At 65.1% G+C, this 21,659-nt stretch carries 18 protein-coding genes and 1 pseudogene; 6 read left to right on the top strand and 13 right to left on the bottom strand.

Annotated features, from left to right (window positions below):
• The first annotated feature begins 275 nt into the window (after positions 1-275).
• On the top strand, positions 276-656 hold the full coding sequence (locus F3J19_RS21240; protein ID WP_167045501.1) for a DUF883 family protein: 381 nt from the start codon (positions 276-278) through the stop codon (positions 654-656).
• 84 nt (positions 657-740) lie between these two features.
• On the opposite strand, the gene F3J19_RS21235 is transcribed toward F3J19_RS21240, so the two are convergent.
• The 7 genes and pseudogenes from F3J19_RS21235 to pilM all read right to left on the bottom strand — a co-directional run bounded on the left by F3J19_RS21235 (position 741) and on the right by pilM (position 8,339).
• Positions 741-2,003 (bottom strand): deoxyguanosinetriphosphate triphosphohydrolase, encoded by a 1,263-nt coding sequence (locus tag F3J19_RS21235; RefSeq protein WP_167045498.1) that lies wholly within the window; start codon positions 2,001-2,003, stop codon positions 741-743.
• A gap of 72 nt (positions 2,004-2,075) precedes the next feature.
• On the bottom strand, positions 2,076-3,161 hold the full coding sequence (gene aroB, locus F3J19_RS21230; RefSeq protein WP_167045495.1) for a 3-dehydroquinate synthase: 1,086 nt from the start codon (positions 3,159-3,161) through the stop codon (positions 2,076-2,078).
• The gene (locus F3J19_RS21225; RefSeq protein ID WP_167045492.1) at positions 3,161-3,712 is read right to left on the bottom strand and encodes a shikimate kinase; all 552 of its coding nucleotides are present in this window, start codon (positions 3,710-3,712) and stop codon (positions 3,161-3,163) included. The genes aroB and F3J19_RS21225 overlap by 1 nt, the downstream gene beginning before the upstream one ends.
• A 114-nt stretch (positions 3,713-3,826) precedes the next feature.
• Positions 3,827-5,555: pseudogene (gene pilQ, locus F3J19_RS21220) on the bottom strand (type IV pilus secretin PilQ).
• A gap of 23 nt (positions 5,556-5,578) precedes the next feature.
• On the bottom strand, positions 5,579-6,526 hold the full coding sequence (locus tag F3J19_RS21215) for a hypothetical protein (RefSeq protein ID WP_167045489.1): 948 nt from the start codon (positions 6,524-6,526) through the stop codon (positions 5,579-5,581).
• Complete coding sequence (locus tag F3J19_RS21210; protein ID WP_240159126.1) at positions 6,523-7,347, bottom strand: fimbrial assembly protein; 825 nt, start codon at positions 7,345-7,347, stop codon at positions 6,523-6,525. Before F3J19_RS21210 ends, F3J19_RS21215 begins: the two co-directional genes overlap by 4 nt.
• Positions 7,344-8,339, bottom strand: coding sequence for a pilus assembly protein PilM (gene pilM / locus F3J19_RS21205; RefSeq protein ID WP_167045486.1), 996 nt, complete (start codon positions 8,337-8,339; stop codon positions 7,344-7,346). Before pilM ends, F3J19_RS21210 begins: the two co-directional genes overlap by 4 nt.
• A 269-nt stretch (positions 8,340-8,608) precedes the next feature.
• Between pilM and F3J19_RS21200 the strand changes: the two genes are divergently transcribed.
• Positions 8,609-11,014, top strand: coding sequence for a penicillin-binding protein 1A (locus tag F3J19_RS21200; protein WP_167045483.1), 2,406 nt, complete (start codon positions 8,609-8,611; stop codon positions 11,012-11,014).
• Between the two features lie 114 nt (positions 11,015-11,128).
• On the opposite strand, the gene cyaY is transcribed toward F3J19_RS21200, so the two are convergent.
• Positions 11,129-11,449, bottom strand: coding sequence for an iron donor protein CyaY (gene cyaY, locus F3J19_RS21195; RefSeq protein WP_167045480.1), 321 nt, complete (start codon positions 11,447-11,449; stop codon positions 11,129-11,131).
• Between the two features lie 35 nt (positions 11,450-11,484).
• Between cyaY and F3J19_RS21190 the strand changes: the two genes are divergently transcribed.
• Both F3J19_RS21190 and lysA read left to right on the top strand, forming a co-directional pair.
• Positions 11,485-11,829: a lipoprotein gene (locus F3J19_RS21190; protein ID WP_167045477.1), complete on the top strand. Its 345-nt coding sequence runs from the start codon at positions 11,485-11,487 to the stop codon at positions 11,827-11,829.
• Between the two features lie 9 nt (positions 11,830-11,838).
• Positions 11,839-13,101, top strand: coding sequence for a diaminopimelate decarboxylase (gene lysA / locus F3J19_RS21185; protein WP_167045474.1), 1,263 nt, complete (start codon positions 11,839-11,841; stop codon positions 13,099-13,101).
• Positions 13,102-13,262: 161 nt separating this feature from the next.
• On the opposite strand, the gene msrQ is transcribed toward lysA, so the two are convergent.
• The 5 genes from msrQ to F3J19_RS21160 form a co-directional block, all read right to left on the bottom strand.
• Positions 13,263-13,976, bottom strand: coding sequence for a protein-methionine-sulfoxide reductase heme-binding subunit MsrQ (gene msrQ / locus F3J19_RS21180; RefSeq protein ID WP_205193123.1), 714 nt, complete (start codon positions 13,974-13,976; stop codon positions 13,263-13,265).
• Between the two features lie 16 nt (positions 13,977-13,992).
• Complete coding sequence (gene msrP / locus F3J19_RS21175) at positions 13,993-14,988, bottom strand: protein-methionine-sulfoxide reductase catalytic subunit MsrP (protein ID WP_167045468.1); 996 nt, start codon at positions 14,986-14,988, stop codon at positions 13,993-13,995.
• Between the two features lie 229 nt (positions 14,989-15,217).
• A complete protein-coding gene (gene ccsB / locus F3J19_RS21170) occupies positions 15,218-16,441 on the bottom strand; it encodes a c-type cytochrome biogenesis protein CcsB (RefSeq protein WP_167045465.1) in 1,224 nt (407 codons plus the stop codon).
• A gap of 4 nt (positions 16,442-16,445) precedes the next feature.
• Positions 16,446-18,650 carry a cytochrome c biogenesis protein ResB gene (locus tag F3J19_RS21165; protein WP_167045462.1) on the bottom strand — a complete coding sequence of 735 codons (2,205 nt, stop codon included), beginning with the start codon at positions 18,648-18,650 and terminating at the stop codon, positions 16,446-16,448.
• Positions 18,651-18,765: 115 nt separating this feature from the next.
• A complete protein-coding gene (locus F3J19_RS21160; protein ID WP_167045459.1) occupies positions 18,766-19,419 on the bottom strand; it encodes a c-type cytochrome in 654 nt (217 codons plus the stop codon).
• A gap of 220 nt (positions 19,420-19,639) precedes the next feature.
• Here F3J19_RS21160 and yihA point away from each other — a divergent pair, with 220 nt between their 5' ends.
• Positions 19,640-20,293 (top strand): ribosome biogenesis GTP-binding protein YihA/YsxC, encoded by a 654-nt coding sequence (yihA, locus tag F3J19_RS21155; protein WP_167045456.1) that lies wholly within the window; start codon positions 19,640-19,642, stop codon positions 20,291-20,293.
• A 260-nt stretch (positions 20,294-20,553) separates the two neighbouring features.
• A complete protein-coding gene (hemB, locus tag F3J19_RS21150) occupies positions 20,554-21,552 on the top strand; it encodes a porphobilinogen synthase (RefSeq protein ID WP_167045453.1) in 999 nt (332 codons plus the stop codon).
• Positions 21,553-21,659 lie beyond the last annotated feature (107 nt).

Here is a 21,659-nt window from a genome sequence, read left to right as displayed (position 1 = left end):
TCATCGATCCGATGGCGGCGCTTTCATGCGGCGAGCGCCGCGCGCTGCGGTGCGCCTCGCGCATTTGTAAATTTGACGTGGGTGCGCGCGAGCGCGTGCAATATCTGCTGACGATAAGCCCGCCTTCGCCGCGATCCGGGCTCCCGACCGCCATGCACCGAAGGTGCTCCGCGGTTTGGCACTGAAGTTGCGTTCCGGTGGCGTTTCCCGCATGGCAACAGTCATGCTGTGCGCGACTGCGCGCGGGACACTTTCAACTCATCGACGGAGCGACCATGACAGCACTTCCGAATACCAGAGACGCCCTCGGCGAATCATGGACCAGCGCGAGCCGCCGCGCGCGGCGCATCGCCCGCCATAGCCGGCATGCGGCCGAAGACATCGCGGACGAATTGCGCACGCTGCTGTCGGAACTCGAATCGACGCTCGCGGACGGCACGCATGCCGATGCCGTGGCCTTGCGCGGCAAGCTCAACAAACGGCTCGACGAGGCGCGCACGCGCCTGAACGACACGCGCGACTCGATGCGCCAACGCGCCGGAGTCGCCATGGCGGATGCCGACACCTACGTGCGTGAAAACCCGTGGCAGACGATTGCGATCGTCGGCGGACTCGCGCTGCTTGCCGGCGCCTTGTTCGCGTCGCGCCTGCGTTGAGGGGACGCGCGCGCGCAATGCAGTGAGGCAGGCGCGCCCGGAGCCGTGCGGGGGATGAACCAATGACAAGCCGGGCGAGCCTGCCTAGTAGCTATCGTCGATCACGAACAGCCGCTGATACTCCTTCACCGCGTAGCGATCCGTCATGCCCGCGATGTAATGCGAGATCAGACGCGGTTGCAGCGCCGCATCGGCCGACTGGTAAGCCGGCGGCAAAAGCCGCGGATCGTCGGTGAATGCGTCGAACAGGCCGACGACGACGCGGCGCGCCTTGTTGGCCATGCGCATCACGCGGTAGTGACGGTACAGGTTTCTGAACAGAAAACGCTTCAGCACAGCGGCTTGCGCGGCGACCGCCTCGCTGTGCGCGACGAGTGGCGGCGAGCCGCGCACGTCGTCTAGCGACGCCGGCGCGTAACGCGCGAGATTCGAGCGGGTCGTCTCGATCAGATCGACGATCAGCGTATTGATGATGCGCCGCACCGTCTCGTGAATCAGCCGGCGCCCCTCGATGTGCGGAAAATCGCTGCGCGCCGCCGCGTAGTGCGTCTGCCATAGCTCCACTTCGGCAAGCTGCTCGATCGTGAGCAGGCCCGAGCGCAAGCCGTCGTCGACGTCGTGGTTGTTGTACGCGATTTCGTCGGCGACGTTGGCGATCTGCGCTTCGAGCGACGGCTGCCGTCCTTCGAGAAAGCGCTCGCCGAGCGCCCCCAGACGCCGCGCATTTTCACGCGAGCAATGCTTGAGAATGCCCTCGCGCGTCTCGAAGCAGAGGTTCAGGCCATTGAACGCGCCGTAGTGCTCTTCCAGTTCGTCGACGACCGCGAGGCTCTGCAGGTTGTGCTCGAAGCCGCCGTGCTCGCGCATGCATTCGTTCAGCGCATCCTGGCCCGCATGGCCGAACGGCGTATGGCCGAGATCGTGCGCCAGCGAAATCGCTTCGACGAGGTCTTCGTTGACACGCAGATTACGCGCAACCGAACGCGCGATCTGCGCGACTTCGAGGCTATGCGTGAGGCGCGTGCGAAACAGGTCGCCCTCGTGATTGACGAACACCTGGGTCTTGTATTCGAGCCGGCGGAATGCGGTCGAGTGAACGATGCGATCGCGGTCGCGCTGAAACTCGGTGCGCGCGCTCGGCGCGGCCTCAGGATAGCGGCGCCCGCGCGACTCGGCCGAGTGCGCCGCATACGGCGCGAGATGCGCTTCGAGTGCCTGCTGGGTCGGTGCGGTGACAGCGGTCGTATACGCGCCGATGGTTGCGGTACTCGCTGTGTTCGCAGCGGCAGCGGCAGCGGCACGCGCCGCCGGTTCATGCTTGAGGTCGTCGCTGCGCCTGTCGGTCACCGGGTTCTCCGAAACATGGGCGGCCTCTCCTGACTCCGATGCGCGACGCGTGGCAGCCATGCCGCGGCGTGTTTAGACGGCGGCGGCCAGCGTCGCCTGCACCTCGGCGTCGGGCGCCCGGGTGATCAGCGTCTCACCGAAACGCTTCAGCAAAATGAATTTGATCGCGCCGCCCTCCGCTTTCTTGTCGACCTGCATCAGTTCGACATAGCGGTTGGCGCCGAGCGAGGGCGCGCGAGTGGGCAAATGCGCGCCGACGATTACGTCGACGAGACGCTTGCGCGACGCTTCGTCGAGATGGCCGAGACGCACCGACAGATCGGCCGCCATCACCATCCCGCAGCCAACCGCCTCGCCGTGCAGCCACTCGCCGTAGCCGAGCCCGGCTTCGATCGCATGGCCGAACGTATGGCCGAAGTTGAGGATCGCGCGCAATCCGCCTTCGCGCTCGTCCTGCGCGACCACCGACGCCTTGATCTCGCAAGAGCGCTTGACCGCCTCGGCCAGCGCCTCGGGTTCGCAGCGGTTCAACGCTTCGATATTGGCTTCGATCCAGCTGAAGAAACCGGCGTCGGCAATCGCGCCGGTCTTGATGACCTCGGCGATGCCCGCCGCGAGTTCGCGCGCGGGCAGGGTTCGCAATGCGCCGATGTCGGCGATCACGGCCTGCGGCTGGTAGAACGCGCCGACCATGTTCTTGCCGAGCGGATGGTTGATGCCGGTCTTGCCGCCCACCGACGAATCCACCTGCGACAGCAACGTGGTCGGCACCTGGATGAACGGCACGCCGCGCATGTAGCAGGCTGCGGCAAACCCGGTCATGTCGCCGATCACGCCGCCACCGAGGGCGATCAGCGTAGTCTTGCGGTCGGCGCGCGAACCGAGCAGCGCGTCGAAGATCAGGTTCAGCGTTTCGAGATTCTTGTGCGCTTCGCCGTCTGGCAAAACGACCGTGGACACCTGCTTGCCGAGCGGCGCGAGTGCCGCGCGCAGCTTGTCGCCATACAGCGGATCGACGGTGGTATTGGTGACGATCGTAACCGAGCTGCCGGCGATGTGCGGCGCAAACAGCGCGGTCTGTCCGATCAGGTCGGCACCGATATGGATGGGGTAGGCGCGCTCGCCCAGTTCAACGTTGACGGTAATCATACGGTCCATTATGACGCAGGATGTTTGGCGACACCGGCCATCTCGAGCTGCATCAGAACCATGTTGACGAGTCCGTTGACCGAGGGCCGGCCGGTTTCAATCACGAAATGCGCGCACTCACGGTAGAGCGGGTCGCGCACTTCATAGAGCGCTTCGAGGCGCGCCTTGGGGTCTTCCGTTTGCAGCAGCGGACGATTCTTGTCGCGCCGCGTGCGCAGCCACAGGTCGTGCGGATTGGCGCGCAGGTAAATCACGAGGCCGCGGCTTTTCAGCGCTTCGCGGTTTTCCGGCCGCAGTACCGCGCCGCCACCGGTCGCGAGCACGATATTGTCGCGCCCGGTGAGATCGGAGATCACGCCCGCTTCGCGGTCGCGAAAGCCCGCCTCGCCTTCCAGCTCGAAGATCGTCGGAATGCGCGCGCCCGTGCGAGCCTCGATTTCATGGTCGGAATCGAAGAACGGGCGCTCGAGACGGCGCGCAACCGCCCGACCCACGGTGGTTTTTCCTGCCCCCATGAGCCCTACGAAAAAAACATTGGCGTGTGCGTCCCGCGCTTGCAACGGTGTCCTCTGGCTAATCCGGTGTAGTTCGTGCCGCAGCTTACTGGCAAAGCGGCTGCCTTGTCGAGCCTGCGCACCGCCCGTGAACGGCAGCGGTGGCCTGCCTGACGCGCCCTAATTTTCGTGAACGACGCTCGGCGTGATGAAAACCGCCAGTTCGCTAAGCGAGTCACGGTGGGCCCGGTTGCGGAAAAGCGCGCCCAGAACCGGTATTTTGCCGAGAAAGGGCACCCGTTCCACGTCGTCCCGGTCGTCGGTCGCGTAAATTCCGCCTATCGACACCGTACCACCATCCTCGACCTCGACGCGCGTTTGCACGTGCTTGGTGTTGATCGCGGGCCCGGCGTCGGTCTGCTCGCCGACGCTGTCCTTCGCCACGTCGAGATCGAGCACGACGCGGCCGTCCGGCATGATCTGCGGCTCGACTTCCAGTTTCAGCGTGGCCCGGCGGAACTGCACGCCCGACACGCCCTGCCCGACCTTGGCCTGATACGGCAGCTCGGTGCCCTGCTCGACGATCGCCTTCATCCTGTCGGCGGTGACGACCCGCGGGCTCGAGACGATTTTCCCATGCCCCTCGGCCTCGAGCGCGGAGAGTTCGAGATTCAGCAGCCGCGTGGCGTGGGCCGCGAACAACGTGAGGCCCGCGGTGGCGGCATCGAAGCCCGAGACCGGCCGGGCGGACAGATCGAAGACGGTGCCGTCCGCGCCGCCGCCGAGGCCTCTTGCCGTGCCGTCCGCACTCGTGCCCGCGAGCGAGAGCTTCACGCCGAGATTGCGCGAAAAGCCATGGTCGCCCTCCACGATGCGCGCCTCGATCAGCACCTGGCGGGTCGGCCGGTCGACGGCCGCGATCAGCGCCGCGATCTGTTCGAGCCGCCCCGCGAGATCGGTCACGAACAGCAGATTGGTACGCGGATCGGCGGTCACGGCACCGCGTTTGGACAGCACGCGCTGGGTGCCTGAGCCGGTCAGCAGACGCCGCACGTCCTCGGCGTGCGCGTAGTGCAACTGGAACGTGCGGCTCGCGAGCGGTTCGAGATCGGCGGCCCGCGCGTGCGCTTCGAAGCGCTGCCGTTCGCGCCGCGGCCAGCTCCGCGGCCGGCGCGACCCAGAGCACGTTGCCGTGCCGTTCCATCGACAGATTGTTGACGTCGAGCAACGTGTCGAACGCGGTGCGCCATGGCACCTTGTCGAGCCGCAGCGAAACGGCGCCGCGCACCTTGTCGCTCGCGACGATGTTCAGGCCGGTGAACTCGGCGAACGCTTTGAGCACGGCGCCGAGTTCCGCGTGCTGGAAATTCAGCGAGATCGGTTTGTCGCCGGCCGGCAGACCGGCGTCGGCGGCAGCGTTCGCTGCGTCGCTCAGGCGCGCGGGCGGCGGCAGCGGGACGGGTGGGCCTTCGAGCGTGCCGCCGGCGGTGTCGTCGCGCGCGGCTGCGGCGGATTGTTTCGGCGACGGGACGGCGCTGCCGGTGCTTGCCGTGCCGTCGGCGGAGTCGCTCAGGGATGCGTTTGGCGCATCGGCCGAGGGCGCGGCCGTTCCGGTAGCGTCCGCATCTTGCGCGGTGTTTTGCGCCGCGCTTTGTGCCGCGTTTTGTGCCGAACCGTCGCGAAACGGATTCGGCACCTCGCCGCCGCCACCGCTTGACAACGGCGCCGTTCCGTATCCCGAATCCGCTGACGAATCCGTATCTTCGAGCGACATATAGGCCGGCAGCGGCGGCAACAATGGCGGTATCGAAGCCTGCGCGAGGTCTGCACCCACCGTGGCGTTGATGCAGAGGCCGAGGCAAAGACCGGCACTGCCGCTCCAGCCGCGCCCGATGCGCGACACGACCATGCCCCATCGCTTCACCCGATTCGTCATGACGCCTCCGTCAACGTGAGCGTGCGTGTCGCCGCGCCGTTCGCGAGCGTGATGCCGAGCGCGTCGAGCCGCGCGACACGCTCGGTGCCAAGCTGCTGCCCGGCCGTGATCGTGGTGGCGCCGTCCGGCGTATCGAGCAGTGCGAGCCCGTGCCCGCGATCGCTGAGCAGGCCGACCAGACGCAACGGTTCGGCATCGTCCGGTGCGCCGCTGGTGTACGTCGGCGGCTGCGCAAACGGATCGAAGAACACGAGCTCCTCGTCGTCTTCATCGGTCTCGTCCGGATCGAGGCTGGCATCGACGCTCGCGCCATCGCGCAGCCGAGCCGCGTCGGCCGCCACGGCCGGCCGCCGCGCCTCGAACACGCGCAACGTCGCGCTCACCGCGAGCGCCGTGCTGTCCTGCTTGACGGTCACGTCGACGGGAACGATCAGCACCGGCAATTGCGCGAGCCCATGAAAGAACGCCATCAGATGAACGAAGTCGCTGCGCGCCGTGAGTTGCAAAGGGCGCATGCGTTCGGCGCCGTCGCCGCTCGCGGCACCGGGTTCCACGGAGAGCAACGCCACGCCGTTCTGCGCGGCCAGTTCGGAAACGACGCGCACGTCGTCCGCCGAACCCCATGAGGCAGCAACCGGAGAGACAACCGGCAGCGCGGCCGCCTGACGGCGCAACGACGGCAATTGCGCGAGCGCGCGCCGCGCATCGGCGAGACGCTGCGTGCTGAGCGCGAGCGTCGCTCGGCTCGCGACCAGACCGCCAAGATCGGCGGCAATCCAGCCATACGCGCCGAGGCCAAACACGAGCAGCGCAAGCAGCGACGCGACCAGCCAGCGGCGACGCCGGCTCCACGCATCGAGCGGCACCCGCACACGCCTTATCCAGCGCGAGAGATCGAACGAGGCGTACGGCACGCCGCCCGCTTCGAAAAAGGTCGTACTCATTTTTCACCTCCCGATTTTGCGGACTTCGCCCCGTGCGCCGCCGACGCCCCAGCCAGCAGCGTGTTTTTCGGTGGCGGCTCCCCCCAGCGCAAACGCGCGTCGAACTCGACTGGACCGCTTGCCGTCTTATCCGCCGTCTTATCCGCCGTCTTATTTGCCGCCTTATTTGCCGCCTTATTTGCCGCCTTATTTACCGTCTTATCCGTCGCCGCGCCGCCGCGCGTGGCCGGCCGATGCAGGTCGCGCATCTCCGCGCCCTGCACGCCGTGAACCGCCCCGACGCGTTTGAGCCATTCAGCCGACGCAACATGGCTGCGCGACGTCGCGAGCAACTCCGTCTCATACTCGCGCTGGCGCAACTGCCGCAGCACGACGCCGTCGCCGGGTTCGAAACTCAGCACTTCGAGCAGATCGAGCAGGTGCGCGAGCGGCACCGACAGGCTCGTTGCTCGCGCAGCGTCGTTGCGCTGCTCGTCCTGCGCTCGCCGCAGCTTCGCGTGCTCGGCGAGCGGCGCCGCGAGTTGCGCGAGCGCCTGTTCGGCCGACGCACGCCGTGCCTCGAGCCGCGTCTTTTCGACTGCCTGCCAGCCGGCAAATGCAAGTACGCCGGCCGCGCCGACGCACGCCGCCACCGCCCAGTCGCGCAGACAGCGCCGCCGCGCCAGCCGTGCATTGCGTTGCCGGTAAGGCAGCAGATTGAAACCGCCGAGCCACGGCTTCGCGAAGCGCGTCTCACGCGACGCGACCGGCGGCGTCGGCGGCAGCGATGGGCGCGCCGCCGGCCAGAACGGCAGAAACACAAACGAAAGGCCGCGCATCATTCGATCACCCCGCGCAGCGCGAGCCCGAACGCGACCGCGCCGGCCGGCTCGTACAGCAGTCCGTCGTCGAGCGGCCGCATGCGGCTGCCGAGCAGCGCGCATTCGAATGGCAGCACCGAGCAGCCGAGCACGTCGCCGATATCGGCCATCGAAAAGCCGACGCCATCGAGCAGATCGATCTCGCCGCCGACCAGCGCGCAATCGAACACCGGCCCGCGAACGAGGTCGCGCAGCGCATCCGCGAGATCGGTGTGCTCGGGCGCCGGGTAATGCATCTCGCCCTCGATCGCGCCGTCGACGACACGCCACCCGTACACGCCGTCCGTGCCGATCCACAGCGCCGCATACGGCTCGTGCGCATCGAGTTCCTGATCCGCTGCATAGCGCAGCGCGCGCAACGCCGCATGCGGCTCGCCGTCGATCGCGGTCAGCGAAATGCCCGCGGTCGCCGCGCATTCGATGCGCGCTTCGAGATGCTGGCGAGCGGTCGCCGCGATCGTCACCGAACGCACCGGCGCCGGCGTGTCGTCGACATACCAGTCGACCGCGAGCGCATGCCGCTCGATGCCGGCGATGCGCTCCGCCTCGCCCATTACCGCGGGCGCGAGGCCGGCAAGCGCGGGACCGCCGTCCTCTTCCACGCAATGACTCTGCGCCGCGAGCTGTGCGAGCGGCACCGTGGTCGTGAGCGTCGCCGACGCGGGCACCGCCATCGAACATTGCAGCGCATGCGTCGCGCACAGCCGCGGCAGCCCCGCAAACGCATCGCGCAAGGCGCGCGCGATGGCTTGGCGGTCGGCGATCTCGGTGCCCGCCATCGCGCCAGCCGCCAGCGGCACCGTCTTCACATATTCGAGATGCAGCGCGCCATAGGCGCGCGCACGCTGACTCAGCACGACGAGCCGCACGCTTTGCGAACCGACGTCGATCCCGGCGGCGAAGCGCTGCCGCCCCGACTGCATCGCTTCAAGCCACGAATTTTTATATGCCATCAGGCCCTCCCTCTGACTCACGCGACGAACCATTCGAACGCGAGCAACGAGGGACCATTGTGGAGAGACAGGGCTCCGAGCGACATTCAGCCAAATGGCTAACGTTGCGGCGAGGACGCCCCTCGCGGGATCAAAGCGACTACAGTGAAGCCATCTCCAGGCACGGCGCGCCGCCGGTTTTCACACTGCTTTCCAGACCATTCGTAAGCATGCCGAAAGCTGAGGAAGCGAGGCGGCTATAATCGCGGGACCGTTTTTTCGATACCCCTATGCAACCCACGTCTCCTACGTCCCCGCCGCCCGCGCCGACAAAGCGCAAACGCCCGTTGTGGCTGAAGCTCGTCCTCGGCTTTGTGGGCCTGATCGTGGCGGGCGTCGTGTGCATGGCGCTGGTGCTCGGCTATGCGCTCGTGGTCGCCACGCCGAACCTGCCTTCGCTCGATGCGCTGACCGACTATCGTCCGAAAGTGCCGCTGCGCATCTACACGGCCGACCACGTGCTGATCGGCGAATTCGGCGCGGAACGGCGCGACATCGTGCATATCCAGGACGTGCCCGACAGCCTGAAGAACGCGATCCTCGCGATCGAGGACGCGCGCTTCTACGACCACGGCGGCGTCGACCTGACCGGCATCGCGCGCGCGGGCTTCGTCGCGCTGGCCAACGGCCACGCGACGCAAGGCGCGAGCACGATCACGATGCAGGTCGCGCGCAACTTCTTCCTCTCCAGCGAGAAAACCTATACGCGCAAGATTTACGAGATGCTGCTCGCGTACAAGATCGAGTCGAAGCTGACGAAGGATCAGATTCTCGAGGTGTACATGAACCAGATCTATCTCGGTCAGCGCGCCTATGGTTTTGCGAGCGCCGCGCGGGTGTACTTCGGCAAGGATCTCAAGGATCTGACGCTCGCCGAATCGGCGATGCTCGCGGGCTTGCCGAAAGCGCCGTCCGCGTATAACCCGGTCGTCAATCCGAAGCGCGCGAAGGTACGGCAGGAGTACATCCTGCAACGCATGTACGAGCTGCGCTACATCACCCAGCAGCAGTACGACGACGCGCGCGGCCAGCCGCTCGTCGTCAAGGGCATGGGGAAGGAGTACAGCGTGCACGCGGAGTACGTCGCGGAAATGGTGCGGCAGATGATGTACACGCAGTATCGCGAGGAAGCCTACACGCGCGGGCTGAACGTCGTGACCACGATCGACTCGGCCGATCAGGACGTCGCCTATCGCGCGCTGCGCAAGGGGCTGATGGACTACGAACGGCGGCACGGCTATCGCGGGCCGGAGGCGTTCATCGATCTGCCGTCCGATGCGCAGGAGCGCGAACAGGCGATCGACGACGCGCTCGTCGAGCATCCGGACAACGGCGAGATCATCGCGGCCGTCGTCACGGCGGCGAGTCCGAAGCAGGTGCAGGCGACGTTCATCGACGGCAACGTCGCGACGATCCAGGGCGACGGCCTGCGCTATGCGCAGTTCGCGCTCGGCCCGCGCGCGCAGCCGAATCAGCGCATCCGGCCCGGTGCGATCGTGCGGCTCGTGAAGAACGACGACGGCGACTGGTCGATCACGCAATTGCCGCAGGTGGAAGGCGCGTTTATTTCGGTGGTCCCGCAGGACGGCGCGATTCGTGCGCTGGTCGGCGGCTTCGACTTCAACAAGAACAAGTTCAATCACGTCACGCAGGCGTGGCGTCAGCCGGGGTCGAGCTTCAAGCCGTTCATCTATTCGGCGTCGCTCGAAAAGGGACTCGGGCCGGCCACGATCATCAACGACGCGCCGCTCTTTTTCAGCGCCGCCGAAACCGGCGGCCAGGCGTGGGAGCCGAAGAACTACGGCGGCGGCTTCGACGGTCCGATGACGATGCGCACCGCGCTGCAGAAGTCGAAGAACCTCGTGTCGATCCGCATCCTGAACCAGATCGGCACCAAGTACGCGCAGCAGTACATCACGCGCTTCGGCTTCGACGCCGAGCGTCACCCCGCCTATCTGCCGATGGCGCTCGGCGCGGGTCTCGTCACGCCGTTGCAGATGGCGGGCGCGTTCTCGGTGTTCGCCAACGGCGGCTACCGCATCAACCCGTATCTGATCGCCGAAGTCACCGATCAGCGCGGTGTCGTCGTCGCCCATGCGCAGCCGCTCGTGGCCGGACAAAGCGCGCCGTTCGCGATCCAGCCGCGCAACGCCTACGTGATGAACAGTCTGCTGCAAAGCGTCGCGCAGCGCGGCACCGGCGCGAAGAGCAACGCGCTCAAGCGCACCGATCTCGGCGGCAAGACCGGCACGACCAATGATTCGCGCGACGCGTGGTTCGCCGGTTATCAGCACACGCTCACGGCCATCGCATGGATCGGCTACGACAACCCGCGCAGTCTCGGCGACAAGGAAACCGGCGGCGGCCTCGCGCTGCCGGTGTGGATCGAGTACATGGGCCACGCACTGAAGGGCGTGCCCGAGTACAAGATGGCGCGCCCCGATGATGTCAGCGAAATCGGCTCGGAGCTTTATTTCGACGACTTCACGCCGGGGCACGGTTTCGTCGCGACGGTCGGCGTGAGCCAGGCCACGCTCGACGCCGGGGCGAGCGCCGCTTCCGCGGCCTCGGCGGCGCCCGAGCAGGTCGGCGAGCAGGAGAAGCAGGACATCATGAATCTGTTCCGCGGGCATTGAGCCGCGGACACCGAGGCTGCCTCGCGAAGTTGCGTAGAACTCCCGCCGGAAAGCAAAAACCGCCGCGTTCGATGGCTCGATACGCGGCGGTTCTGTTTTGAGAGCGCCTCGGGCTTACTGCGCGGCGATCTGCACCGGCTCGCCGGCCTGCTCGGTCGCGTACTGCGAGAGCGCCGCGAAAAACTCCGCGCCGCTGCGCGTGTCGCGCCATTGCCCATCGACGAAACGGAAGTGAAAACCGCCCGCCTTCGCGGCGATCCAGATCTCGCTCATCGGCGGCTGAAGGTTGACGATGATCTTCGTGCGGTTCTCGAATTCGAGCGTCAGAACGTTGCCGCTGCGCTCGGCTTCGATGTCGGCGCCGATGTCGTCGAGCGCGCTCTCGATGGCGGCCAGCACGGCTTCCGCACGGGTCAGGTAATCACTATCGGACATGCTAAACTCCATCGATTATTCATTCAGGGACAGTCATGCGAGTCGTATCTCGGATGCGCGCGGCGGCACCCGGCCGCGCGATTGTAGCGGTTTTAGCCATTTTCGCAGGTTGCGTGCTCGCCGGTTGCGGTCAACGCGGCTCGCTCTATCTGCCAACCGTGCCGCCCATGCCTGCCCCGCCGGCTCATCGCACGCAAACGCCGGCGCCGGATCAAACGCAACCGGCTAGCGGCAGCGCGGCCGACATGGGCTCGATCCCGGACACCTCGGGCACGCCGCTCACGCTGGCCCCCGAAGATCAGCTTGCCACGCCGCCCGCTTCGGCGGCTTCCGCTCCCGCCGTGCCGCTGCCCGCCTCTGCCGCTCCTTCCGTTCAATAAGACTTTCGCATGACTCGATCCGCATTTGACTACGTCGACGGCATATTGCACGCTGAAGACGCGTCCGCCGTTTCCCTCGCCGAGCAGTTCGGCACGCCGCTCTACGTTTATTCACGCGCCGCGCTCACCGCCACATGGAACGCCTACGCAGGCGCCTGCGCCGGACGCCGCGCGAGCGTGCACGTGGCCGTCAAGGCCAACAGCAATCTCGCGGTGCTGAACGTGTTCGCGCGCCTCGGCGCGGGCTTCGACATCGTCTCGGGCGGCGAACTGGCGCGCGTGCTGGCGGCGGGCGGCAAAGCGGAAAACACCGTGTTTTCGGGCGTCGGCAAGCAGGCGGGCGAAATGCGCGACGCGCTCGCGGCCGGCGTCAAATGCTTCAACGTCGAATCGATTCCCGAACTCGACCGCCTCAACACGGTGGCCGGCGAAATGGGCAAGAAAGCGCCGGTGTCGCTGCGCGTGAATCCCGACGTCGACGCGAAAACGCATCCGTATATTTCCACCGGACTCAAGAGCAACAAGTTCGGCGTCGCCTTCGAAGACGCGCGCGCCACGTACCGGGCGGCCGCGGCGATGGCGAATCTCGAGGTGGTCGGCATCGACTGCCATATCGGCTCGCAGATCACCGAAGTCGCGCCGTATCTCGACGCGATCGACAAACTGCTGGACCTCGTCGAGCAGATCGAGCAGGACGGCGTGACGATTCGCCATATCGACGTGGGCGGCGGTCTCGGCATCACCTACGACGACGAAACGCCGCCGGAAATCGGCATGTTCGTGCGCACGGTGCTTGATCGCATCGAAGCACGCGGCCACGGCCATCGCGAAGTGTATTTCGAGCCGGGCCGCTCGCTGGTCGGTAATGCGGGCGTGCTGCTCACGCGTCTCGAATTCCTGAAGCCGGGCGCGGACAAGAACTTCGCGATCGTCGACGCGGCGATGACCGATCTCGCGCGCCCCGCGATGTACGAGGCGTATCACGCGATCGACCCCGTCGTGAAGCGTGACGTGCCCGCGCACGTGTACGACGTGGTCGGCCCGGTCTGCGAAAGCGGCGACTGGCTCGGCCGAGAACGGTTGCTCGCCGTCGAGCCGGGCGACCTGCTCGCGATCCGCTCGGCCGGCGCGTACGGCTTCGTGATGAGCTCGAACTACAACACGCGTGCACGCGCCGCCGAAGTGATGGTGGATGGTACACAGGCGCATGTGGTTCGCGCGCGTGAAGAGGTACAGCAGCTGTTTGCGGGTGAGGCGATTTTGCCGGAGTAAACATCGATAAGCACCGGTCAGCATCGAAGAACGTCGAGCGCCGCACTGAACCCGGTTCCTCGTGCAAGCAGCAAAAAGCAAAAAGGCGATGCCACTACGGCATCGCCTTTTTGCTATTGAACGCTATCGCCACCCAAGCAGCGTAAACCGAGCGCCCGCCGTCACCGTCGCCGCGTTTTCAGACTCCGCTCGCGCAGCCACACCACCAGACGCCAGCCGAGCAGCGCGATCATGATCGCGCCGTAAATCTTCGGCAGCAGCAGATCGTGCTTGCCGGCCTTCATCCACCAGAAGTGCAGGATCGCGAGCACGCCGATCGCGTAGATCGCGCGATGCAGCGTCTGCCAGCGACGCCCGAGCTTGCGCACCATCGCGCGTGGCGAGGTGGCCGCGAGCGCGATCAGCAGCACGAACGCCGCGAAGCCCACCGTGATGAACGGCCGCTTGCCGATGTCCTTCAGAATCGCCGCGAGATCGAACCACTTGTCGAACCAGAGGTAGGTGGTGAAATGCAGCGCCGCGTAGAAGAACGCATAAAGACCGAGCATGCGCCGCAAGCGCAGCAACGCGGCGACACCGGTGAGGCGGCGCAGCGGCGTCACCGCCAGCGTGATGCAGAGGAACACGAGCGTCCACAGGCCCGTCGAGCGTGTGATGAACTCGATCGGATTCGCGCCGAGCCGGTCGGTCATGCCGAACAGCACGATGCGCGCGAGCGGATACAGCGCCGCGATGAACACCGCGACCTTGGCCGGCACGATCCAGCGCGCGCCGCCCACGGGCCGCTGCGCCGCCGACGCTTTCGCTCGCGCGGCCGAGGTCGCCCCTTGCGTCGCGGGTTCGTTCCGGGTGACGGATTGCGTCTCGGAAGTCATCGTCATCGCCGTCGCCTCAGAAATTCTTCTTCAGGTCCATGCCCTGATAGAGCGATGCGACCTGATCGCCGTAGCCGTTGAACATCAGCGTCTTGCGCTTCGGCGTGAAAAAACCGTCCTCGCCGATGCGCCGCTCGGTCGCCTGGCTCCAGCGCGGATGATCGACGTTCGGATTCACGTTCGAATAAAAGCCGTATTCGTTCGACGCATACGTGTTCCAGCTCGTCGGCGGCTGCTTCTCGACAAAGCGGATTTTCACGAGCGACTTCGCGCTCTTGAAGCCGTACTTCCACGGCACCACGACCCGCACCGGCGCGCCGTTCTGGTTCGGCAACACCTGGCCGTAGACGCCCATCGTCAGCAGCGTCAGCGGATGCATCGCTTCGTCCATGCGCAGGCCTTCGGAGTAGGGCCAGTCGAGCACGGGCGTCGACAACCCCGGCATCTGCGACGGATCGGCAAGCGTGATGAACTGCACGTACTTCGCGTTGCCGGTCGGCTCGACGCGCTTGATCAGTTCCGACAGCGACACGCCGATCCACGGAATCACCATCGACCAGCCTTCGACGCAACGCAGCCGGTACACGCGTTCCTCGAGCGGCGCGAGCTTCAGCAATTCGTCGATGTCGTACACCTTCGGGTTCTTGATCGCCCCCTCGACGCTCACCTTCCACGGGTGCGGGCGCAGCGTGCCCGCGTTCTGCGCGGGATCGGATTTGTCGGTGCCGAACTCGTAGAAGTTGTTGTAGGTCGTGATGTCCTTGTACGGCGTGATCTTGTCCAGCGCGACGAACTTCGTGTTCGTTTTCGCCGCGAGTTTCTGCGCCTTCGGGTCCGGTGACGAGTACGTCGCGAGCGCCTCGCCGCTCACGCCGATCAGGCTGCCGAGCGCCATCGCGCCCGCCGCCTGCAGGATGCGCCGCCGGTTCTCGAAGACATGCCGCGGCGTGATTTCGCTGCGCGCGATGTCATCGCCGGTCAGTTGAATGCTGTCGCTTCGCTTGATCCACATGGTGCTGCTCCTTGCTGCCCCGCCGCGTCGCGCGCGTCGCAGGGCCGTATTGATGATCGCCCGTTCGGGGGCATCTGTCATCCGCGGCATTGACGCCAATCCCCGCGCCGGTACTGGCGCAGGCACTCGAACGGCAAACGTCTGGATGCAACGGATATTCCGTCCGCCATGAAAAAACCGCCGGTGACCAGGCACTCGGCGGTTTTTAGTCGGTGCAGCGCGGCCGATCTTACAGCTTGCCGTAACTATGCAAGCCCGACAGGAACATGTTCACGCCGAGGAACGCGAACGTCGTGACCAGCAGGCCGGTCAGCGCCCACCATGCGGCCACCGCGCCGCGCAGGCCTTTCATCAGACGCATATGCAGCCACGCCGCGTAGTTCAGCCAGACGATCAGCGCCCACGTTTCCTTCGGGTCCCAGCTCCAGTAGCCGCCCCACGCTTCGGCGGCCCATAGCGCGCCGAGAATCGTCGCGATCGTGAAGAACGCGAAACCGACCGCGATCGACTTGTACATCACGTCGTCGAGCACCTCGAGCTCGGGCAGACGATCCGCGAGTATGCCGCGTTCCTTCGCCAGATACGCGACGCCGACCATCGCCGACAGCGCGAAGCTGCCGTAGCCGATGAAGTTCGCCGGCACGTGAATCTTCATCCACCAGCTTTGCAGCGCCGGCACGAGCGGCTGAATCTGCTGCGCATCGCGTGCGACCGAATACCACATCAGGAAGCCGACCGCCGCGCTGATTACGAGCAGCACGAATGCGCCGAGCGCACGCGTGTTGTAGTGCTGCTCGTAGTACAGATAGAACAGCGCCGTAATCAGGCTGAACAGCACGAACACTTCATAGAGGTTCGAGATCGGAATATGGCCGACATCCGCGCCGATCAGGTACGACTCGTACCAGCGCACCATCATGCCGACGAAGCCCATCAGCACAGCCGCCCACGTCATTTTCGAGCCGATCGCGGCGCCGGTCGGCGAGCGCGACAGCAGCGCGATCCAGTAGAACACGGTCGCAAATACGAACAGCGCGCTCATCCACAGGATCGCGGACTGGCTCGACAGGAAGTATTTGAGGAAGAACGCGTTGTCGGCGCGGCTCAGATCGCCGTGATAGATCTGGATTGCGAACAGCGACAGCGCGGCGATCCCCACCATCAGCGGACGCACCGGCTTCCAGCGCCAGCCGAGCACGACGAAAACCGGCACCGAGCACACCAGCACCAGTTTGTCGTAGTAGTTCATGAACGGGTGATAGCGCGACAGCGCGAACCCGGCGCCCCCGACGAGCACCAGCGCGAACAGCCAGTCGACGATACCGAGCCGTTTCAGGAACGGCCGTTCGTCGTAGTACGGAAGCTGTTCGGGCGTGCCGCCCGCGAACGCCTTGTCGGCACGCGCGGCGGAAGCGGGAGAAGAAGCGGATGAGGAAACGTGAGTCAAGTCCATGATCTTACCGGGTCGAATCCTGTGAGCTTGGCGCGCCGGCCTGAGCGGACGGGCCGGCGTCGGCTGCTGCGCTGAGTTTCGCGCCCAGTGCGGCGCCTACGGCGTCGCGCGTCTGGACGAACTCCTTTTCGAAGTCGAGCGTCTTGCGCGCACTCGACATCGCCATCACGACGTTCGTGCCGTGCTCGGTATCTTTGAGCCAGAACCACAGACGCCGTTCGCGGACGTAGAACATCGAAAAGATGCCCAACACGAGAAGCAGGCTGCCAAGATACACGACTTTTTTGCCAGGCGCGCGCGTCAACTGAAATACCGAAGCTTGCACCTGCTTGAATGAGTCAAGCTGCAAATAGACGGGCGATCCATACAGAAAGCTGTCGGATATCGCGTTGAGCGAACTCTGGATGAAGCGGCTCGAGTCCGCGTTGGCCGGCGCGGCGGGCTCGCCGAGTTGCTGGCGCGACAGTTGCCACAAGTCCCACGTCACGCCTTCGAGCATGCGCAGCAGCAGGCCCGCAGCCTTTTCCTGCTCGCCCTTCGGCACCGAATGGTCGATAAAACCCGCGATCGCCTGGAAACCGCCGGGCGTTTCGCCATTCGGCATCTTCAGGCTGCTGTCGGCGCCCGCAAAAAGGGTCAGCACCCGCAGCGCGCTTTCCTCGAGATGTTGCTGCAGTTCGGCATTCGAGCCCGGCACCGAGCGCTGCGCGAACTGGTGCGCGGCCGTGGCGCGTTTCGCGGGGTCTTCGAGCGTCGCGCGCAGGCCCATCCACTCCTTGAGCGTGCCGCCACTGTCGGCCGGAATGCGCAGGTAGCGGAACGGGTCGTCGGGGTTCAGGCGCATGCCGGCGAGGAACATCTTTTCGCCGTTCACGTCGACCGGCAGCATGTAATTGTTGTACTCGCGCGCCTGGCCATCCTTGCCGCGAATCTTGTACTGCACCGACGGGCCGACGTTGTGCAGATCGAGCGGCTTCGAGGTCTTCGCGCCGGAGCCGAGGCGCTCGTCGAACGCTTCCTTCAGCGAGTGATGCGCGGCGACGCCGCGCGCGTCGTTCTGGCCGCTGCCGTTCGAGATGTTTTCGACGTTGATCGCGCGGAAGTCGGTGAACTCGACGGTCTGCCCGTCAGCGAGCGGCGTGGCCGTGCTCAGCGGCGCGCTGCCGCCGATCGTGCCGCCGAACGGCGCGGTCTTCGCGCTCGGACCCGACATCGGGTAGGCGGTCATCTGCATCTGCGAGCCGCCGTCCTGGAAGCTCGACTGGTAAATCGACACGCCGTCGTATTCGAACGGCTTGTTGACCTCGACGCGCGCCGGCACGCGCGCGCCGGTCTTGTGATCGATCACGACGATGTCGCTTGCGAACAGCTTCGGCATGCCGGTCGAGTAGTAATCGACGATGAACTTGTTCAGCTCGATCGAAAACGGCAGGTCCTGGATCAGCGAGCCGTTGGGCTGGTTCAGGATCGCCGTCGACACGTGCTGCCCTTCGGGGACCCACGCGTAGCCGCGGAACGTCGGGTTCGATTGCGACAGCCGATGCTCGGGCGGAATCTCGTTGATGACCGTGTTCGAGTTGATCGGCGACTTGTCGAACAGCCACATCTGCAGCTTGATCGGCAGGTTGCTGTCGAGCAGGCCGCCGAGGCAGATCACGACGATCGCGAGGTGCGCGGAAATGTAGCCGAACTTCGTCAGCGCGCCGCGCTTCGCGGCGATCAGCGTCGCGCCTTCCGACTCGCGCGTGACGAACTTGTAGCCGAGTTTCGCCGAGAGCCTGGCGAGCACCGCCGAGGTCTGCGCGCGCGTGCCGTGCACCGCGAACTCGCCCTTGTGATGAAACGCACGCAGGCTGCCTTCGCGGACCTTGTCCTTCCAGCTCTTCGCGTCGGCGAGCATCTTCGGCGCATTGCGGATCACGCACAGCGACACCGACACCATCAGGAAGCCGAGAATCAGCATGAACCACCACGAGCTGTACACCGTGTAAAGGCTCAGCGCGCGGAAGATGTCCGCCCAGAACGGGCCGAACTGGTTGACGTAGTTGGGATACGGATCGTCCTGCGTGAGGACAGTGCCGATGATGCTGGCGATCGACAGAATCACGAGCAGTGCAATGGCGAAACGCATCGAGCTCAGAAGCTCGACGGTACTGCGCAAGACGCGATTGCTCGACTTCGACTGCAGACCCGACGTGGTGACGCTCATTCAAACTCCGACTGAACAGCAAAAAAGGGTGCAGGGCTATCGTAGAGACGACACCCTCACCCTTTTCTTGTTTTTACCGGCCTCGCCGAGCCGGTTGCATTCCGCGTGCGGATTCCTAATGCAAGCCCGCGATGTAATCGGCGACGGCCTTGATCTCGTTGTCCGACAAACGCGATGCTATCGCATGCATCGCGTCGTTGTTATTACGCGCGCCCGGCCCTTGGGCAAACGCGGTCAACTGCGCCACCGAGTACTCGGCCCACTGTCCCGACAAATGCGGGAACTGCGACGGGATGCCTTGACCGGTGGGACCATGGCAGCTTGCGCAGGCCGGCACGCCCCGGTCGGCGATGCCGCCGCGATAAATCTGCTGACCGAGTGCGACAGTGTTCTTATTATGCGCATAGCCGGGCTTCGGCGTCTGCGTCGAGAAATAGGCCGCGACGTTGACCATGTCCTGATCGGACAGCGCCGCAGCCATGCCCGCCATGATCGCATTGTTGCGCGCGGGCTGCCTGGCGCCCGGCTGCGTCTTGAAATCTCTGAGCTGCTTGACGAGATACTCAGGATGCTGGCCCGCCAGCTTCGGATAGGCACCACCGGCGCTGTTGCCGTCTGCCCCGTGGCATGACGCGCAGACCTGCATGGCGATTGCCTGCCCCCGATTGACGTCCGGTTTCGCCGGATCTGCTGCTCGTGCCTGAATTGCCAAACCTGAAAGACCTGCCGCTACGTGAAGCACCATCAGAGTCTTGCACAGTCGATTCATTCGCACACCCTGTCTCGTCTTGTGGGATTTTAGAGGTTCTGCAAAGTACGACGACGGCGACCGAGTGACCGCCAGGAGCCCCCAAGGCACGTGGGGCGGCCCCCTCAGGTTTTCAGTAAACCATCGTATTGTACAATAACTCGCTAATCGCTTAGACGCCAGTCGGGCTTGACCCCGTTCCCGCTGCGAGTTCCGCGGCGTCTTCCATCTGGCTTCCACCATGCCCTTCCTGCTCCACGAATCCCGTTTCTTCACTACCGTCAATCATCTGCGCGATCTGCCCGCAACCGCGCAGCCCGAAATCGCTTTTGCCGGACGCTCGAACGCGGGCAAATCGACCGCGATCAATGTGCTCTGCAATCAGAAGCGGCTCGCGTTCGCGAGTAAGACGCCCGGCCGCACGCAGCACATCAACTATTTTTCGGTGGGCAAGGTGGACGAACTGACGGGCTATCTCGTCGACCTGCCCGGCTACGGCTATGCGGAAGTGCCTGGCGCGGCGAAGGCGCACTGGGAAGCGCTGCTGTCCACCTATCTGCAATCGCGCTCGCAGTTGCGCGGCATGATCCTGATGATGGACTCGCGCCGGCCGCTGACGGAGCTGGACCGGCGCATGATCGAGTGGTTCGCGCCGACCGGCAAGCCGATCCACACGCTGCTGACCAAATGCGACAAATTGACGCGCCAGGAAAGCACGAACGCGTTGCGCACCGCCCAGAAGGGATTGGCCGAATACCGCGCCGCCGGCTATCGCGGTGAACTGAGCGCGCAACTGTTCTCGGCGCTCAAGCGCACCGGGCTCGATGAGGCGCATGCACTGATCGAAAGCTGGCTGATTCCCGAGGCGGCGGCCGATACGCAGACCGCCGAATGAATGCCAACCGGCACCGGAAACCATGAAATGGCGGCTAAGACCGCACTTTCCGGCCGCCCATAAAAAAACCCGCCGCTTGAACGGCGGGTTAAACAGCCTAATCGAAAAAACGACAGGCACCCGCTCAGGGAGGAGAAGCGGGGAGGTCAGCGCAAGGCGCCTTGCTCGATCGGTATGATATACCATTGTCTCGAAAAGTTTCCGGGAGCGGAGGCAGGCGCTACGTGTCCACTCCACCCATCCACGATCCTCGATTCGATATGAGCTTCTATCCTCACCACCGTCCGCGCCGCATGCGCCATGACGACTTCTCGCGTCGCATGATGCGCGAAAACATCCTCACCACCAACGATCTGATCTACCCCGTCTTCATCGTCGAAGGCACGAATGTGCGTCAGGCCGTGCCGTCGATGCCGGGCGTCGAGCGTGTATCGGTCGACCTGCTGATGGGCGTCGCCGAGCAATGCGTCGAGCTGGGCGTGCCGGTCCTGTCGCTGTTTCCCGCGATCGAGCCGTCGCTGAAGACGCCCGATGGCCGCGAGGCGGCCAACCCTGCCGGCCTGATTCCGCGCGCCGTCCGCGAGCTGAAAAAGAATTTCCCCGATCTCGGCGTGCTCACCGACGTCGCACTCGATCCGTACACGAGTCACGGCCAGGACGGCGTGCTCGACGAAGCCGGCTATGTGATCAACGACGATACCGTCGAGATCCTCGTCGAACAGGCGCGCGCGCAGGCTGAGGCCGGCGTCGACATCGTCGCGCCGTCGGACATGATGGACGGCCGCATCGGCGCGATCCGCGAGATGCTCGAGAGCGAGAACCACATCCACACGCGCATCATGGCTTACGCGGCGAAGTACGCTTCGGCGTTCTACGGCCCGTTCCGCGACGCCGTCGGTTCGGCGACGAACCTCGGCAAGAGCAACAAGATGACGTACCAGATGGACCCGGCCAATTCGAACGAGGCGCTGCGCGAAGTGCAGGCGGACATCAACGAAGGCGCGGATATGGTGATGGTCAAGCCGGGCATGCCGTACCTCGACATCGTGCGCCGCGTGAAGGACGAGTTCCAGTTCCCGACCTACGTGTATCAGGTAAGCGGCGAATACGCGATGCTGAAGGCCGCCGCGCAGAACGGCTGGCTCGATCACGACAAGGTGATGATGGAATCGCTGCTCGCGTTCAAGCGGGCTGGTGCGGACGGTGTGCTGACGTATTTCGCGCTCGATGCCGCGCGAATTTTGCGTTCGCAGAAGTAGGCCGCAGCGCGCAGTAGCTTGAGCGCGATTTAGCGCTCGCCTGCTGGTTGATGCAACGAAGAACGGCGGCAGACCTCGTGGTCGAGCTGCCGTTTTTTATGCAGGTC

It is taken from the genome of Burkholderia sp. Ax-1724, from assembly GCF_011752995.1.
GTDB lineage: Bacteria > Pseudomonadota > Gammaproteobacteria > Burkholderiales > Burkholderiaceae > Paraburkholderia.
Note: the sequence above shows the minus strand (reverse complement) of the source record. Positions and strands in the feature narration are given on the sequence as shown.

What these genes read in the sequence shown, in the direction of transcription:
- msrP (WP_167045468.1), bottom strand. Translation starts at nt 14,988, where the DNA reads ATGTGGATCAAGCGAAGCGACAGCATTCAACTGACCGGCGATGACATC.
- ccsB (WP_167045465.1), bottom strand. Translation starts at nt 16,441, where the DNA reads ATGGACTTGACTCACGTTTCCTCATCCGCTTCTTCTCCCGCTTCCGCC.
- cyaY (WP_167045480.1), bottom strand. Translation starts at nt 11,449, where the DNA reads ATGTCCGATAGTGATTACCTGACCCGTGCGGAAGCCGTGCTGGCCGCC.
- lysA (WP_167045474.1), top strand. Translation starts at nt 11,839, where the DNA reads ATGACTCGATCCGCATTTGACTACGTCGACGGCATATTGCACGCTGAA.
- F3J19_RS21210 (WP_240159126.1), bottom strand. Translation starts at nt 7,347, where the DNA reads ATGATGCGCGGCCTTTCGTTTGTGTTTCTGCCGTTCTGGCCGGCGGCG.
- aroB (WP_167045495.1), bottom strand. Translation starts at nt 3,161, where the DNA reads ATGGACCGTATGATTACCGTCAACGTTGAACTGGGCGAGCGCGCCTAC.
- F3J19_RS21215 (WP_167045489.1), bottom strand. Translation starts at nt 6,526, where the DNA reads ATGAGTACGACCTTTTTCGAAGCGGGCGGCGTGCCGTACGCCTCGTTC.
- msrQ (WP_205193123.1), bottom strand. Translation starts at nt 13,976, where the DNA reads ATGACTTCCGAGACGCAATCCGTCACCCGGAACGAACCCGCGACGCAA.
- F3J19_RS21165 (WP_167045462.1), bottom strand. Translation starts at nt 18,650, where the DNA reads ATGAGCGTCACCACGTCGGGTCTGCAGTCGAAGTCGAGCAATCGCGTC.
- F3J19_RS21190 (WP_167045477.1), top strand. Translation starts at nt 11,485, where the DNA reads ATGCGAGTCGTATCTCGGATGCGCGCGGCGGCACCCGGCCGCGCGATT.
- yihA (WP_167045456.1), top strand. Translation starts at nt 19,640, where the DNA reads ATGCCCTTCCTGCTCCACGAATCCCGTTTCTTCACTACCGTCAATCAT.
- hemB (WP_167045453.1), top strand. Translation starts at nt 20,554, where the DNA reads ATGAGCTTCTATCCTCACCACCGTCCGCGCCGCATGCGCCATGACGAC.
- F3J19_RS21160 (WP_167045459.1), bottom strand. Translation starts at nt 19,419, where the DNA reads ATGAATCGACTGTGCAAGACTCTGATGGTGCTTCACGTAGCGGCAGGT.
- F3J19_RS21240 (WP_167045501.1), top strand. Translation starts at nt 276, where the DNA reads ATGACAGCACTTCCGAATACCAGAGACGCCCTCGGCGAATCATGGACC.
- pilM (WP_167045486.1), bottom strand. Translation starts at nt 8,339, where the DNA reads ATGGCATATAAAAATTCGTGGCTTGAAGCGATGCAGTCGGGGCGGCAG.
- F3J19_RS21200 (WP_167045483.1), top strand. Translation starts at nt 8,609, where the DNA reads ATGCAACCCACGTCTCCTACGTCCCCGCCGCCCGCGCCGACAAAGCGC.